This window comes from Ensifer adhaerens, from assembly GCF_002007205.1.
GTDB classification, from domain to species: Bacteria; Pseudomonadota; Alphaproteobacteria; order Rhizobiales; family Rhizobiaceae; genus Ensifer; species Ensifer adhaerens_D.
Genome location: NZ_LAZS01000012.1, coordinates 253,468 through 269,101 on the forward strand (window position 1 = coordinate 253,468; position 15,634 = coordinate 269,101).

Genomic DNA, 15,634 nt, shown 5'->3' on the forward strand with positions numbered 1-15,634 from the left:
ACGTCGCGATTAGGAGGTGCCCACGGGAGGTCGGGCACGAGGAGGATCTGGTAGAAAGCACCCTGGTGCTCAGCGTCCTCGCCATTGCCAATCGAGGTATGCATGCCAAGCCAAAACATTCTCGTCACCGGCCCAGCGATCAATGAGCGGGCAGTCAAGCTCGCCGAAGAACGCGGCTACAGCCTGGTCTACGTACCGCCGTACACGAGCGAAGAAGATCTCGTTGGCATCGTGGCGAACGCCGATCCGGTTGGCGTCATTGTTCGCATGGGCCGCTTTGGCGCTTCAGCAATTGATGCAGCCCCCTCACTTCGCGTGATTTCCAAGCATGGGGTAGGCGTCGACAACATCGACCTCGATGCTGCCTCCCGTCGCGAAATCCCTGTCGTCGTTGCAACCGGTGCGAACGCTCAATCTGTCGCCGAACACGCGATTGCTCTTCTACTCACAACCGTGAAGCGCGTCTTGCCGCTCGACGCCGGGCTTCGAGCGGGAAAGTGGGAAAAGCCGGGCTTCTCGGGCAAGGAACTGTCGGGCATGACCCTGGGACTTATCGGCTTCGGCGCAATCGCACGTCATACGGCAGCGCTCGCAAAAGCCTTCGGCATCCACGTCAGCGCCTACGACCCGTTCACGAATGATGCCACGTTCGAAGAGGCCGGCGTCGCCCGGCTGAACACAGTCGAGGACATACTCACTGGTTCGGATGTTGTCAGCCTGCACTGCCCGCTGACGCCCGAGACACGAAACCTCCTCGACGGCAAGCGCCTCGCTCAGATGAAGCCCGGCTCCTACGTGATCAACACCGCGCGCGGCGGCCTCATCGACGAGGACGCCCTGCTGCGTGCGATAGCCAGCGGTCACATCGCGGGCGCCGGACTCGATACCTTCCAGACCGAGCCGCCTGCGCCCGACCACCCGTTCTGGCAGGAGCCGAAGGTTGTCGTCACACCCCACATCGGCGGTGTCACGAAGGAGGCGAATGTCCGTGTCGGTGTCGACGCGATCGAGGGAGTGCTTGCGATCGTCGAAGGGCGTGCTCTTGGCCGCGAGAGGATCGTGAACTTCCGGGCCCCCGCGGCCTCAGCCTGACGATCGAGCCAATTCAACATCATCAATCGCACTTTCAGGAGAGTATCTTGACCATAGGATTCAGAGTTCGCAGCCGGCCTCGGGCCGTCGAGCAAGCGTGGGTCGAGAAGTTTCGGGAACTGCCGGTTGCCAATGTGAGCGACAGCATGCACCGCATGCATGCGGCTGGTGCGCAACTTCGGCCTATGCATCGGTCTGGCAAACTTGCCGGCCGCGCCATCACGGTTAAGGCGCCGCCCGGTGACAACCTCATGCTGCACAAGGCAATCGACATGGCCGTCGAAGGCGATGTCATCGTCATCGATGCGGGCGGCGACGTCACGAATGCCTTAATGGGCGAGATGATGCTTGCGCATGCCCGCGGTCGTGGCGTGGCCGGTTTCGTGCTGAACGGAGCTATTCGTGACGCTGACGCGTTTCTTGAGATCAACGTTCCGTCGTTTGCCGTTGGTGTGACACATCGAGGCCCCTATAAGAACGGCCCTGGCGAAATCAATTGTCCGATTGCCATCGGCGGCATGGTGGTCATGCCGGGCGATCTGGTCCTTGGCGATGCGGATGGGGTGGTCGTGATCCCGATCGATGACGTGGCTGAGGTCTACGAGCGGACCGCTGCCAAGCACGCCGCCGAAAACAAGCAGATGGAAAACATCAGGGCCGGGACACATAAGCCGACCTGGTTCAACGACGCGCTCACGAAGGGTGGCTGCGAACTGCCGCCTGAGCCTTGATCGCGTGAGCGACCGAATTTTGCCGTCACTTCACGGAGGAGTTGAAGCTAACCGGCCAAAGCAAAGATCCTGGCTCGTCACAGCAATTCCGTGTCGGGCCGAATGAAACCTCGAAGCGCGATGTGCGCTCGATAACAGACATCACTGGGAGGATACCATGAAGCATTTGATCCGAAACACCGCGCTGGCGACGACCCTGCTCTTGGGCGCGGGCGCTGCGCATGCCGAATGGCCGACGGATCGGCCGATCGAGTTCATCGTCGCTTTCGCTCCAGGCGGGGGCACGGATGTTATGAACAGAACCCTGGCGCCATACGTCGAGAAGGAACTCGGCGCCAACATCACGGTTCTGAACCGGCCGGGTGCTTCGGGCGAAATCGCCTACACGGCAATGACGGAAGCCCGTCCGGACGGCTATACGGCTTCTTCTCTCAATACGCCCGGCTATCTGACCATGCAAATGGACCGAAAGGTCCGTTTCGACCCCAAGAAGATCTGCCTTGTCGCTCGCATCGTTGAGGATCCGGGTTCGTTCATCGTCCAGGCCAACTCCGAGTTCAATTCGCTCAAGGACCTTGTGGCCTATGCCAAGGCCAATCCCGGCGCAGTGACGGTCGGTACGACGGGTCTCGGCACGGACGAACACCTCGCCATGCTGCAGCTCGAGAAGTCGGCCGGCATCGACTTGACCGCGGTGACGTTCAACGGTGCGAACGAGGCGCGCACGGCGCTCCTTGGCGGCCATGTCATGACGATTGGCATCAATGTCGGCGAATTCGTTGGCAGCGATCATTCAGCCTTCAAGAATCTGGGCCAGTTCGCAGAAGTGCGTGCTGTGATCGCCCCCGATCTGGCGACGGCAAAGGAGCAGGGCTTTGAAGTTCTGGTGAGTTCGGAACGGGGCATTGCGATGGGCTGTGACGTACCGGAAGATATCCGGGTCAAGTTCTCCGACGCTATCCGAAAGGCCCTCGATAATCCTGAATTCCAGGCGAAAGCCAAACAACAGTCGCTTGCCCTTTCCTACCTCTCCTCTGAAGACTGGGGCAAGGAATTGCCGGTTCGGGCAGAGCGGCTGGGCGCCATCTGGAAGCTCGCAAAGGAACAGCAGTAATGTCGGCGCCGCGCAAAGCTGGCGGGGCGGGCGATCGTCCGGACCTCCTGACCGCCGTGCTTTTCGTGGGTTTTGGCGCGCTCGGCCTTTGGGCCGGGCGCGACCTGACCCTTGGGACGGCGTCTGCCATGGGGCCAGGCTATCTTCCCACGATCGTCTGTTGGCTTCTCATCATCGTTGGCGTGACAGTCGGCGGAATTGGTGCCTTTCGTGATCGTCAGGAGATCGCCACACCGAAGCTTTGGCCGGTGGCCATCATTCTCGCTTCGGTCGTCGGCTTTGCCTTCATTGCCGAATACTTCGGGTTCGTCGCAGCGGCCGTGTGGTTGCTGCTCGTCGGCAGCATTGCCGATCGTGACTCGAAACTGCGCGAAGTGATCCTGCTTACGGCAGGACTGACGGCCTTTGGCGCATTGGTCTTCATTGTCGGCTTGGGCGTTCAGATGCCCATCTGGCCATTCTGAGGAGGGACTTATGAACTTTATCGACCTCCTTATGCTGGGATTCAGCGAGGCGCTGACGCCCACAAATCTCGGCTTCTGCCTTTTGGGCGCACTGCTCGGCACCCTGATCGGCGTGCTACCCGGCATTGGTCCCACTGCCACGATCGCCGTCCTGCTGCCGATCACATTCTATCTGCCGCCGCTCGCCGGCCTCATCATGTTGGCCGGCATCTACTACGGTGCTCAGTACGGTGGCTCGACAACGGCCATTCTGGTCAACCTGCCAGGAGAAGCCTCCTCTGTGGTGACGGCGATTGACGGTTATAAAATGGCCCAGAAGGGACAAGCGGGATCGGCGCTCGCTGTCGCGGCTCTCGGTTCCTTCTTTGCCGGTACGGTCGCGACTTTTGGCATCGCCATTGCCGGTCCGACGCTCTCCTCTTTTGCTCTGTCGTTCGGGCCGACCGAATACGTCTCGCTCATGCTGTTCGGCCTGCTCGCGGCAACGGTGCTTGCTCGCGGACCGGTTCTGAAAGCCATTGGCATGATCCTGCTCGGCCTGCTCCTCGGGATGGTGGGCATTGATGCCAGTTCAGGCGAGGAGCGCCTGACATTCAGCGCGGTGGAGTTGTTCGACGGCATCGATTTCGTCGTCATAGCCATTGGTCTCTTTGGCTTTGCAGAGATTATCGAGAACCTCGAAAATCATGAGGCGCGCGCCGTGCTCGTGAGCAAGCTAAGCCGGCTGTGGCCGACGCGTGAGGACTTCCGCCGCGCCTGGCCTGCCGTTCTTCGCGGGACGGGCGTCGGTACATTCCTTGGTGTCCTGCCCGGCGGCGGGGCGACCCTTGCGTCTTTCTGTGCCTATTCGGTGGAGAAGAAGATCTCCAGGAATCCATCCGAATTTGGCGAGGGCGCAGTCGAGGGCGTCGCAGGCCCGGAAGCTGCCAACAATGCCGGCGCGCAGTCGTCGTTTATCCCGTTGCTGACGCTCGGCATCCCGTCCAACAACATGATGGCAATGATGCTGAGCGCCTTCATCATTCACGGCATCACGCCTGGGCCGACCGTGCTCGCGACGCAGCCGGAGATATTCTGGGGTCTCGTTGCCAGCATGTGGATCGGCAATCTTATGCTGGTCGTGATCAACCTGCCGCTGATCGGTGTATGGGTGAAGCTGCTGACGGTGCCCTATCGCCTGCTTTATCCGGCCATCCTGCTGTTTTGTTGCGTTGGCGTCTACAGCATCAACAACCGCATTTTCGATGTCGTCCTCGCTGCAGGGTTCGGTTTGTTGGGATACGCGTTCCGCAAGGCAAAGTGTGAAGCCGGCCCTCTGTTACTCGGTTTCGTTCTCGGCCCACTGCTCGAAACGAACATCCGTCGTGCGATGACCATCTCCCATGGCGATCCGAGCGTCTTCTACGAGCGCCCGATCAGTCTGGTCTTGCTCATCGCAACGGTTGGGATGCTCGTGCTGATGGTGCTGCCGTCCTTCCGTCGGACGCGCGAGGTAGCGTTTCAGGACGAAGAAGGCTGACCACCTGTCGATATCGACACTCCATGACGGCCGCTCCGCGCGGCCGTTTTTTCGCAAGATGATGTAAGGCGTCATTGCCCCGGCAACCTGATCATTGGAAGCTGCGGCCAGCGACCTTGGTGGACAAGCAATGGGCGATCCCCTTCAAAAGTATCTCTGCTTGAATGATTTTGAAACTGCGGCCAGGCGTCGCCTTCCGCGCCCACTGTTCGGCTACATCGCGGGTGCGAGCGAAACCAATGCGTCTCTGCGCTACAATGCAGAGGACTTCGACGCGTATGCGTTTCGGCCGCGTGTGCTTCGAGACGTCTCCGGGCGGAGCACCCAAACGACACTGCTCGGCGAAACATATGACGCGCCGTTTGGGATCGCGCCTATGGGTATCAGTGCGCTGATGGCCTACCGTGGCGACGTCGTGCTGGCAGAGGCGGCCAGAAAGCGTCGAATTCCCATGATCATGAGCGGATCGTCGCTAACACGGCTCGAGGAAGTCGCTGGCGCCGCCCCGGGCTCGTGGTTCCAGGCATATCTTCCAGGAGAGCCCGATCGTATTGACGCACTCGTCGACCGCGTGCAACGCGCCGGTTTTCAGACGCTGGTCCTCACGGTCGACACGGCGACCCTGGCAAATCGCGAGAACAATATTCGCGCCGGCTTCTCGACTCCTCTGCGCCCGAGCCTGCGGTTGGCGTGGCAAGGCATTACCCATCCGCGATGGACGATCGGAACCTTTTTACGAACACTCGCAGTGCATGGTGTTCCGCATTTTGAGAACTCCTATGCGACCCGTGGCGCACCGATCATTTCGTCGAACATCATGCGCGATTTCGGGCGAAGAGATCACCTCAATTGGGTCCATCTTGAGCGCATTCGCGCGCACTGGCCGGGAAAACTCGTCGTCAAAGGTGTTCTGCACCCGGATGACGCTTTGCGGGCTCATGAGGTTGGCGCGGATGGGTTGATCGTGTCGAACCACGGCGGGCGTCAACTCGACGGGACCATGTCGCCCTTAAGTGCGCTTCCTGAGATCGTTGCGCGAGTCGGCAACAAAACCGCCGTCATGGTCGATGGCGGCTTCCGGCGAGGCACCGATGTAATTAAGGCGCTCGCCCTTGGTGCACGCTTCGTTTTTGTCGGGCGGCCCTTCCTCTACGCTGCGGTCGCCGCCGGCGGTTCAGGAATCCTCAAAGCTATCGACATCCTAAAATCCGAAATCCATCAGGACATGGCGCTCCTTGGAGCCGTGGCGCTAGACGATATTGACGACTGTTTCGTCGTTCGCCGTGATCACCGCTAAGCGGAGGAGGATCGTGAGTCGAGGGTTGGGCTGACTCGTTGACAGGGTTTGCGGTTCGATTCCCTTCAAGGCGCTAGGGTTGTCCACGGGCGGTCCGCTGTTGGAATTCTCTCAAGGCGAACCTTGATGCACCAGAGCGGTTCACTGATAATCAAGGTGAACCAAGGAAAGTCAGGTCCTATGACAGCTGCATTTACCGTGCGTGTGAAAGATGAAACCGCGAGCAAGCTGGATCAGCTAGCTGAGAAGCTGGATCGGTCCCGCTCTTATATGGCTGCCGAAGCCATCGAAGCTTTCGTTGAGCAACAGGAATGGCAGCTTGCCGAGATTGAAGCGGGGTTGGCCGAGGCGGACCGGGGGTGAGTTCGCCAGCGATGAAGATGTGGCGAAAGTAGTCGGGAAGTACGTCAAGTCTGCCCGCCAATCATGAGTGGGAAGCGTGTTCGCTGGACACTGCGGGCGTTGCGGCGACTTGGTGAGATCGGCGCGTATATCGAGAAAGACGATCCGGATGCGGCCGCTCGCGTCGTGGCGCGGATTGTCACTGCCGTGGATGCGTTAGCGGAGTTCCCTGCCAGTGGGCGGCCCGGCCGTATCAAGAGCACGCGCGAGCTCGTATTAGCCGACATTCCCTACCGCGTAAGTCGCGACGTCGAGATCCTCACCGTCATGCACGCCCACCAGAAATGGCCGCGGGTTCGCTAGCCGACCAACAAAACGTGTCGGCGCGGATGAGCGATGATCGCATCAGCCTGCCCGCTATAGCAACGTGACGCGTTCCCGGCTCCGTCGTTTGACGGGAAGTGCAGGTTGTCGATAGAGGTCAAAACCAAAGCCGTCAGCCCAATCGTGGTTTTCAGTTGCGAAGGGGTCGCATGACGATTGTGTCTCGTTTGTTCCCGTTCTGTGCGTTGAGGATCGCATATGTATCGTCCGGAACTGCACATTGGCACGGGTTGCTGTGGCGATATCCCTTAGTTGGAGCGACTACTCCAGTGCTCCGCCTGCTGAAGAGAGTCTTGAAACTGTTCGCCGGGAAGATACGAGCCGCCATCCTGCAAAGGACGTGCGTGGCTTTCGCCTTTATTGTCGCGAAGGCTTTGCTCATCGTGGAACTTTCTGCCCTCCGTGTGACCGACGAGAAACAGTGGTTCAAAAAGAGCCGCCGCGGCGGACGGCTCCAACGTTGCTGTGCTGTCTATGCCGTCTGAACCAACCTGAGCAGTTCATCACCAGCGACGGTGAAGATGCCGGCGAGCATTGCCCGCATCACTGTCGCCACAAAGGCTGATATGCGGGCGACGGCCTTGCCATCGCGAATGCCGAGTTCTTCGACGAGACAGCCTCGGGCGTGACCTCGAAAGCCAGGTGCTCGCTCGTGCCATCCACGCCCACATCCACGGACGCGATGCGAATGTCGGTCAAGGCTTAGAGGCTGGTCAACTGGGGTTAAGGCATCGTCGATTGCGGCGTCTCTCAAGGCATTAGAAACGCTGATGTAAAGCTCTCCTTGGCAATTCAAGCCGAGACGATAGACACAATTCCCATGTGATCAGGAGCCCGTCGGAAGGCAACACGGAGCCTGCCTTTTCGCTATTAATTTGTAATTGGCTACCTAAAAACATTGACATTTCAATGCGTCGTGTAGTTATTAAGATAACAACAAATTTTCGGACTTCATCATGTTGGCCATTATCGCTGATGATCTGACGGGAGCGCTCGATGCCGCCGCGCCGTTTGCTGCGCGAGGCATGCATGTCGAGGTCGCTTTGGTGAGCGAGGCGATTGACGGTGCGCTCCGGCAAAAACCTGACGTCCTTTCGATCAACCTCGGCTCACGCGAGTTAAGCGGCGAAGTTGCAAGGCAGCGGGCGGCTGCAGCCCTTTCAAGGCTGCCTTTGGAAACACGCCTCTTCAAAAAGGTAGACTCGCGCCTGAAGGGCCATATCGTTGCCGAACTCGATGTCATGTCCTTTCATTCTGCCTTGGTGGCACCAGCCATTCCGGCGTTTGGCCGATATGTGACGGGTGGGCGCGTTCTTGGATTTGGCGTGGAGACGCCAATTTCGGTTCGTGAAAGGCTCGGTCGTCACGCGGACCGGTCCACGATCCCGGATGTATCCACCGCGATTGAGATGCGCGCCTCGCTCGAGCAGGCGGAGCAGAATGGCGTCGACCTGTTGATAGGGGCGCGTGGCCTTGCAGAAGCACTGGCCGAACGCATGACCGGCAAACCGGCCGCGCAGGCCGCCGAGGTCACTGCCGGTCCGGCCCTGTTCGTCATCGGATCTCGCGACCCCATTACCCTTGCCCAAATCGACGTTCTGCGGGGCTCGATCGCTGGGCGTTATCTTGCGGCACCCAATGGGCGCCTCGTCGATCCGAAAGGCGAAGGGAGCGCGGTCACCCTGGTCCAGGCTGTCCCGGGCGAAGGAGAGATTTCGTCTGAAGAGGTTTCGCAGGCACTTGCCGAAAGCGTCTGTCCTGACCTCGTGCGGTCGGCCCGAACCATGCTTCTTTCCGGCGGCGCCACCGCGGAGGCCGTGTTGAAAAGGATGGATATCCAGCGTTTCCGCCTGCTCGGCGAGTGTCTGCCCGGCTTGGGCTTGGCTGAAGTCGACGGACGTTGCATCATCGCCAAATCCGGTGGATTCGGTTCGCCGGACACGCTGAAGCAGATCGCGGAGGCAGTCCTCCGCAAGATGGGACAATGAATGGGACTGGAGAACGGAACAGCGCGCAGGAGCCTTGGCGATCTCGTCTTCGAGCGCATGCACCGCGCCATCAAGTCCGGCGCCTACAAGCCGGACGAGCGCTTGCCGACCGAGCATGAACTGGCGATCGAATTCGAGGTGTCCCGCCCGATCGTCCGTGAAGCTCTGCGGCGATTGCGCGAACAGGGTTTCATCTATTCGCGCCGCGGCGCCGGCAGCTTTGTACGCGCCTTAGGCATGCGTGAACCACTCGGTTTCGGGCAATTGGAGAATGTTGCCGATCTCCTGAATTGCTACGAGTTCCGGCTGACTGTCGAGCCCGCGGCGGCGGCTGCTGCAGCGGAGCGCCATGACGCCGCGACCCTTTCGGCCATTCGTCAGGCGCTTGAACTCATGCGCGACGCGACAAACAGGCAATCGCACCGCGAGGACGCGGACTTCCAGTTCCATCTCGCTATCTCCCGTGCCGCGCAGAACAGCTATTTCTTTACGGCAATGGAAGCGCTGAAGGACCATATTGCCGTCGGCATGCGGTTCCACGGCGCCTCGGTCAAGCGCGAGACGACGGGTCTGACGCGGGTCTTCGCTGAGCACGAGGCGATCGCCGAGGCCATTGCCGCACGGCAAGCCGAAAAGGCGCGGGAGCTAATGCACCAGCATCTTTCGGGCTCGCGCGAACGCCTGTTCCAGGCGACCAAATAGCCTTCGAAATGCAATAACCCCGGCAGGCGCCGGGGTTTTCTGAAGCGGGCGGTTGGTTAGAGGGCAGCCCTGTAGACGGCGAGCACATCTTCAACGCTCATGTCGATCGGATTGTTGTCCATCAGACGGCGATTGGCATGGGCCTCGCTTGCATAGAGCCGCAGGTCGTCGGCCTTTGCTCCGTGGGCGGCAAGCGACATTTCGATGCCGAGGTTGCGGCAAAAGCCGCAGGCAGCGGCGAGCAGTTCGCGCGTTGGCAGGCTATCGCCAAGGCCGAGCGCCTGAGCGACTTCTGCAGTCTTGTCCGATGCAACGGTCTGGTTGAACGCGAGCACGTGGGGGAAGATGATGGCGTTTGCCAGGCCATGCGGCAGGCGAAGCCTTGTTCCGAGCGGGTAGGCGATGGCATGGCCGGCTGCCGTATTGACCGGCCCAAGGCAGATGCCGCCGTAATAGGACGCGAGCATCATCCCCTCTCGTGCCTCGGTATCGGTGCCGTCCTTGACGGCGCGCGCCAGATACTTGCCAACCAGCCTGAAGCCCATGCGGGCAAAGCCGTCGATCATCGGATGCGCGCGGCGGTTGGTGAAGGCCTCGACGCAGTGCGCCATGGCGTCCACACCCGTCGCTGCCGTTACCGCCGGCGGGACGGAGTAGGTGAGCTCCGGATCCAGGATGGCGACGTCGGCGATCATGTGCGGGCTTTCGACCGCGATCTTGTTGCCCTTTTCCGGATCGGTGATCAGCGAACGGATCCCCGCTTCCGAGCCCGTGCCGGCGGTGGTGGCGACCTGCACGAGGCGCGTGCTGCGACCGGCGACCCTGTTTGGACCGGCGACCTCGGCAAGTGTCTGCTCTGAATTCCAAAGCACGGCAATCAGTTTGGCGACGTCGAGGACCGAGCCGCCACCCAGACCAACGATCAGATCCGGCTTTCGTTGGCGCGCAACCTCAAGCGCGGCATTCAACGTCCCGATGTCGGGTTCGCCGGGAATGGCATCAAACACAGCGATATGCCCCTTAAGCTTCAGTCGATCGATGAAGCCGGCGGTAATCGGCGTCGCGATAACGAGAACCGATGTCGCATCGGCGGCCCAGGTGCCAACCTCTGCGATCGTGCCGGCGCCGACGACGAGGCGGCGAGGCTGGTGAAGGGTGATCGGAGCGATGGTCATGGTGTCATCCTCGCTTGGCGGCGCCAGACACCAACTTGCGGGCGTAGGCGATGGCGGAATTCATGTTGCCGTGATTGGCGATGCCCTTGCCGGCGATGTCGAAGGCGGTGCCGTGGTCGACGGACGTGCGGTCGATCGGAAGATCTACCGATACGTTCACGGCCGTATCGAAAGCGACGAGCTTTACCGGGATATGCCCCTGGTCGTGATACTGGGCGACGACGAGGTCGAAGCCCCCCGAATAGGCGCGATGGAACACGGTGTCGGCGGAGATCGGCCCATAGGCATCGATGCCTTCCGCCCGTGCGGCGGCCACGGCCGGCGCGATCTGGTCGTCGTCCTCCGTGCCGAACAGGCCATTCTCGCCGCAATGCGGGTTGACGCCGGCGACCGCAATTTTCGGCGCCGCGTAGCCGATACGCTTCAGATGCGCATCTCCGGCCCGGATGGTGGCGAGCACCCGCTCGGTCGTCGAGCGCCGGATTGCTTCCTGAAGAGAAACGTGCGTCGAGACGTGGATGACCTTGAGGCGTTCGGACGCCAAAAGCATATAGGCGGCTTTCGAGCCCGTCAGGCTGCGGAGCATTCCGGTGTGTCCGTCATAGTGATGGCCGGCGAGGTTGAGCGCTTCCTTGTTGATCGGTGCGGTAACGATGCAGCCGATGACACCGGCTTCGGCATCCCGCACCGCCTTTTCGATGAAGCGGAATGCGGCATCGCCGGCAACCGGGCTGAGCTTGCCCCAGGGAAGCGGTGCGCCTTCAACCGGCAGGTCCACGACAAAGGGTTTTAGGTCGACGGCAAGGTCCAGCGCCGTACGGGCGGCTTCAAGCGTCGCGAGGTTGCCGTAGATGCGGGTCGTCTCGCGGTCCTGCGGCGACATTTCCGCAAGCGCGCGGACTGAAATCTCCGGTCCGACGCCGCACGGGTCGCCCATGGTGATGCCGATGATGTTGCTCATGAAACTCTCCGTGCGTCGGCGCGGTCCCAGCCAGCGGCCAGGCGGACATATTTGATCGCGCGCCGGTGATAGGTGTAGGCGAGGTGTATGGTCCCGTCCGGGCCCTCAAGCAGCCAGGGATAGGACATTTCCTTGTTGCGGCCGTCGGTCGAGTCGTTGGAAAGGCAGGTTCCGGGACCGTCCTCGATCAGCAGGCGGGCGGGGAAGGTTTTGCCGCCATCCTGCGAAAGGCAGAGGGCGACGGGCGCGCGTGGTACGCCCCAGACCGGCACGCAGCCGCCTTCGGGGTCCGCGTCCGGACGGACGTCCTCCTCGCCGAGTTCGTCGTATAGCGAGGCGCGCCGCTCCGTGAATTCTGCGGCACTGACGGGATTGCAAATCATCGCCATCCGGCCGTCGCTGAGGCGGATGGCAGCGATCGAGGAATTGTTGTTCGGTACGTCGCTCGCCTCCGGCGCCGACCAGGTGCGGCCGCCGTCAAGGCTCTCCGTTCTGTAGACCCAGTCGGCTTGCCGTCTGCGAAAGAGTGCTGCGAGACGTCCTTGGCCAAGGGAAACAGGCGACATGTGCACGCAGCCGATCGACTGGGCGAGATCTTCCAAGCGCCACGTTTCCCCCTGATCGAGTGAAATGCCGACGGCCGCAGTGTCGTGGCTGCCGTTCCATTTCTGGCCCGGGCGCTGGATGCACCGGAAGATCGGTAACAGCCACGCGCCGTCCTCGCGCACTACCAGAGGCGCGCGGACGAAGCAGCCGCGCGGCAGGTCAAGATAGCGACCCTCGCCAGCGATAAGCGTCAATGGGTCGGACGGGTCGCGTCGGACTTCAGCCATCCGGATCCGGCACTCATCCTGATTGCCGGAAGGCTGAGAGGTGTGAAAGAGCCAAAGCTTGCCGTTCGGAGCGGTGAAGAGCACCGGGTTCTGCTCGGAATGAGCAGCGTCGAAACTCAGCCGTTGCGGCGGTCCCCAGCCGGCCGCATCCTTCGGCAGAACCGAGGCGAAGATCGAGATGTCGGACTTGCCTTCGAGTGTGCCGCCAAACCAGGCACATGCCAGCGCACCGTCGGCAAGCAGATGCAGGAACGCAGCGTGGTTCTGGATCATGGGTGAAGGCAGCAAGGCTTCCTGTCGTCCAAGGGATATGGATCGAAGCGCGCCATTCATGCTGCTGGCAATTTCCTCTGGGGTCATCGGCTCCTCCTGCTTGCTCTCGAAAATCGCCGAAATAACAAAGTTGTCAAGTTCTATTATGTAATCTTCTTTCAGATGGGTAACCGATGATAATCATATCTATTTGAAAATGAACAATAAAATGATACGAAAAAACGACATTGGATTTTACATGACAAAACAGTTTGACAAATTTACCTGAAAAAGAGATTGTCATGGTATTCCGGCAGGAGGATGCCGGGGAGGAGGTTCTTATGCCGCAAGCCGGCAGCCCCGAGCGGGCTAAGATGGCTGTGATCTTTGCTGTGGGCGCCGCGGTCCTTGCGGCAGCCGACGCGGTGATCGTGCGGGCGTTGAACGGCGCCGTGCACCCCTTCGTTATCGGCTTCTTTCGTGCCTTCTTCGGCGCTGCCATTCTATTGCCTTGGGTGATGCTGCGCCCGTCCATCCTGCGTTCAAGTCATCCGTTGCGCCAACATGCGGTGCGCGCCGGCTTTAAGCTCCTTGCCATGGTCGCCTTCTTTGCCGCTTTCAGCTGGGGGCCGCTGGCCGATGTGACGGCGATCGCCTTTACGTCGCCGATCTTCGTGCTTTTGGGTGCAGCGTTGACGCTGGGCGAGCGACCGGGCCCCTTGGTGATCGGCGCCGTGGCGCTCGGTTTTGCCGGTGCGATGCTGATCGTCGGGCCGTCCGGAGCCGGTTTCAGCCTGGCCATCTTGCTCGCCCTTGTCGGCGCGGTGCTCCAGTCCGCCATCCAGCTGATCCTCAAGTCGATGTCGAGGGGAGATGCGACTGCGACGCTCGTTGTCTGGAACCTTCTGCTGACCGTTCCGATCGCGCTTCTATTTGCTCTTCCGTTCTGGGCTACGCCCGGGGCGAGGGAGTTGTGGCTCCTGGCGCTCCAAGGTGTCGTGGGCACCGCCTGCATGGGCATGATGACACATGCTTTCTCGCTGGCTCCCGCCACGATCGTCGCACCGGTCGATTTCCTGCGGTTGCCATTGGTGGCGCTCGGGGGCTTTGCGCTCTTTGGCGAACACATCGCCCTCACAACGCTGTGCGGCGGCGGGCTCATCGGCTTTGCGGCGCTGATCGCCGCGCGGTCCGGAAAACCAACATTTCGCTGAACGAATTTCACCAGGGAGGAAATGCCGTGAAGAAACTGTTTGTCTTGAGTGCGCTCATGTTGAGCTCCGCTCTTTCGCCGGCCTTCGCCGGGTCGGGTCCGATCAAGATCGTGCTTGCCGAGGAGGCCGACCTGCTCGAGCCATGCATGGCGACCCGCTCGAATATCGGCCGTGTCATCATGCAGAACGTCAGCGAAACGCTGACCGAACTCGATGTCCGAGGCGACAAGGGCGTCATGCCGCGGCTCGCCGAAAAATGGGAACAGAACGAAGACGGCAGCTGGCGCTTTCACCTGCGTCAGGGCGTCAAGTTTTCGGATGGCACGACCTTCGATGCCAAGGACGTCAAGCACAGTTTCGACCGCATCATGAGTGACAAGAACACCTGCGAGTCGCGCCGCTACTTCGGTGGCATCACGGTCACCCCGACCGTTGTCGACGACTACACGATCGACTTCAGCGCCAATCCTGTTCAGCCGATCCTGCCGCTCTTGATGTCTCTCGTCACGATCGTGCCTGAAGAAACACCGCTCGAATTCATCCGCGAGCCGGTCGGTACCGGCCCCTATAAGCTCACCAACTGGACGCCGGGCCAGCAGATCGTGCTGACGAGCCGCGACGACTATTGGGGGACGAAGCCCGAGGTGACGGAAGCGACCTATCTCTTCCGAGCCGATCCGTCCGTGCGCGCCGCCATGGTGCAGACCGGCGAGGCCGATCTTTCGCCGTCCATCTCGCAGCTCGACGCCACCAATCCGGCAACCGACTTCTCCTATCTCGACAGCGAGACTGTCTATCTGCGCATCGATCACAATATTGCGCCGCTGAACGACGTGCGCGTCCGCCGTGCACTGAATATCGCCATCGACCGCCAGGCCTTCCTCGGTACGCTCGTTCCCGACAGTGCGCTGCTCGCAACCGCGATCGTGCCGCCGCCAACGCTCGGCTGGAACCCGGACGTGAAGGTCTTCCCGTATGATCCGGAGGGCGCAAAGAAACTGCTCGAGGAGGCCAAGGCCGACGGCGTCAAGGTCGAGACACCGATCACCATCGTCGCCCGTTCGGCAAATTTCCCGAATGTCACCGAAATCATGGAGGCCATTCAGGCACAGCTTCAGGAAGTCGGCTTCAAGGTCGAGCTGAAGTTCGTCGAGGTCGCCGAGCACGAACAGTATTACTCGAAGCCCTTCAAGGAAGGCCGCGGTCCGCAGATCGTCGCTGCCATGCACGACAACTCCAAGGGTGACCCGTCGTTCTCGATGTTCTTCAAGTACGCGACCGACGGTACGCAGTCCGGCTTCTCTGATCCGAAGGTCGACGATCTGATCAAGCGGGCGTCGGCTGCGGTGGGCGAAGAACGTGCCAAGCTCTGGTCCGAACTGATCGCCTATGTGCACGACGACGTCGTTGCCGACGTGCTGCTGTTCCATATGGTCGGCTTCTCCCGCGTTTCCGAACGGCTGGATTTCAAGCCGACCATGGCGACGAACGGCACGCTGCAGCTGTCGGAGATCAAGATCAAGTAAACTGGCTCTGGCAAGTAAACTGGTCTGGCGAACGAGGTTC

15 protein-coding genes and 1 pseudogene are annotated in these 15,634 nt (G+C 60.9%); 13 read left to right on the forward strand and 3 right to left on the reverse strand.

Annotated elements, in window-relative coordinates; genetic code table 11:
* The first annotated feature begins 102 nt into the window (after positions 1-102).
* The 11 genes and pseudogenes from XB14_RS26010 to XB14_RS26060 all read left to right on the forward strand — a co-directional run bounded on the left by XB14_RS26010 (position 103) and on the right by XB14_RS26060 (position 9,633).
* Entirely contained in the window at positions 103-1,092 is a 990-nt protein-coding gene (locus XB14_RS26010; RefSeq protein WP_077965934.1) for a hydroxyacid dehydrogenase, read from the forward strand.
* A 47-nt stretch (positions 1,093-1,139) separates the two neighbouring features.
* Positions 1,140-1,823 (forward strand): RraA family protein, encoded by a 684-nt coding sequence (locus tag XB14_RS26015; protein WP_077965937.1) that lies wholly within the window; start codon positions 1,140-1,142, stop codon positions 1,821-1,823.
* Positions 1,824-1,980: 157 nt separating this feature from the next.
* Positions 1,981-2,937, forward strand: a complete 957-nt coding sequence (locus XB14_RS26020) for a tripartite tricarboxylate transporter substrate binding protein (protein ID WP_077965939.1) — start codon at positions 1,981-1,983, stop codon at positions 2,935-2,937.
* Positions 2,937-3,401 (forward strand): tripartite tricarboxylate transporter TctB family protein, encoded by a 465-nt coding sequence (locus XB14_RS26025; RefSeq protein WP_077965940.1) that lies wholly within the window; start codon positions 2,937-2,939, stop codon positions 3,399-3,401. Before XB14_RS26020 ends, XB14_RS26025 begins: the two co-directional genes overlap by 1 nt.
* 10 nt (positions 3,402-3,411) lie before the next feature.
* The gene (locus XB14_RS26030; protein ID WP_077965942.1) at positions 3,412-4,920 is read left to right on the forward strand and encodes a tripartite tricarboxylate transporter permease; all 1,509 of its coding nucleotides are present in this window, start codon (positions 3,412-3,414) and stop codon (positions 4,918-4,920) included.
* Positions 4,921-5,050: 130 nt separating this feature from the next.
* Positions 5,051-6,217, forward strand: a complete 1,167-nt coding sequence (locus XB14_RS26035) for an alpha-hydroxy acid oxidase (protein ID WP_077965944.1) — start codon at positions 5,051-5,053, stop codon at positions 6,215-6,217.
* A gap of 180 nt (positions 6,218-6,397) precedes the next feature.
* A pseudogene (locus tag XB14_RS26040) lies at positions 6,398-6,647 on the forward strand (CopG family ribbon-helix-helix protein).
* Positions 6,644-6,922, forward strand: a complete 279-nt coding sequence (locus XB14_RS26045) for a type II toxin-antitoxin system RelE/ParE family toxin (RefSeq protein WP_077965946.1) — start codon at positions 6,644-6,646, stop codon at positions 6,920-6,922. Before XB14_RS26040 ends, XB14_RS26045 begins: the two are co-directional and overlap by 4 nt.
* Positions 6,923-7,236: 314 nt before the next feature.
* Positions 7,237-7,428, forward strand: coding sequence for a hypothetical protein (locus tag XB14_RS26050; RefSeq protein ID WP_143348548.1), 192 nt, complete (start codon positions 7,237-7,239; stop codon positions 7,426-7,428).
* Between the two features lie 471 nt (positions 7,429-7,899).
* Positions 7,900-8,931, forward strand: coding sequence for a four-carbon acid sugar kinase family protein (locus tag XB14_RS26055; protein ID WP_077965952.1), 1,032 nt, complete (start codon positions 7,900-7,902; stop codon positions 8,929-8,931).
* A complete protein-coding gene (locus XB14_RS26060) occupies positions 8,932-9,633 on the forward strand; it encodes a FadR/GntR family transcriptional regulator (protein WP_077965953.1) in 702 nt (233 codons plus the stop codon). It abuts the gene before it with no gap.
* A 56-nt stretch (positions 9,634-9,689) separates the two neighbouring features.
* Here XB14_RS26060 and XB14_RS26065 read toward each other — a convergent pair whose 3' ends face one another.
* From XB14_RS26065 to XB14_RS26075, 3 genes are read right to left on the reverse strand one after another with little or no spacing between them, the layout of a single operon-like run.
* Complete coding sequence (locus XB14_RS26065; protein WP_077965954.1) at positions 9,690-10,808, reverse strand: iron-containing alcohol dehydrogenase; 1,119 nt, start codon at positions 10,806-10,808, stop codon at positions 9,690-9,692.
* A gap of 4 nt (positions 10,809-10,812) precedes the next feature.
* On the reverse strand, positions 10,813-11,769 hold the full coding sequence (gene pdxA / locus XB14_RS26070; protein WP_077965955.1) for a 4-hydroxythreonine-4-phosphate dehydrogenase PdxA: 957 nt from the start codon (positions 11,767-11,769) through the stop codon (positions 10,813-10,815).
* Positions 11,766-12,962: a sialidase family protein gene (locus XB14_RS26075; RefSeq protein WP_077965956.1), complete on the reverse strand. Its 1,197-nt coding sequence runs from the start codon at positions 12,960-12,962 to the stop codon at positions 11,766-11,768. Before XB14_RS26075 ends, pdxA begins: the two co-directional genes overlap by 4 nt.
* A 194-nt stretch (positions 12,963-13,156) precedes the next feature.
* Between XB14_RS26075 and XB14_RS26080 the strand changes: the two genes are divergently transcribed.
* Together XB14_RS26080 and XB14_RS26085 are read left to right on the forward strand one after the other, a co-directional pair.
* Complete coding sequence (locus XB14_RS26080) at positions 13,157-14,068, forward strand: DMT family transporter (RefSeq protein ID WP_234804146.1); 912 nt, start codon at positions 13,157-13,159, stop codon at positions 14,066-14,068.
* A gap of 56 nt (positions 14,069-14,124) precedes the next feature.
* On the forward strand, positions 14,125-15,594 hold the full coding sequence (locus XB14_RS26085) for an ABC transporter substrate-binding protein (protein WP_419178640.1): 1,470 nt from the start codon (positions 14,125-14,127) through the stop codon (positions 15,592-15,594).
* The last annotated feature ends 40 nt before the right edge of the window (positions 15,595-15,634 follow it).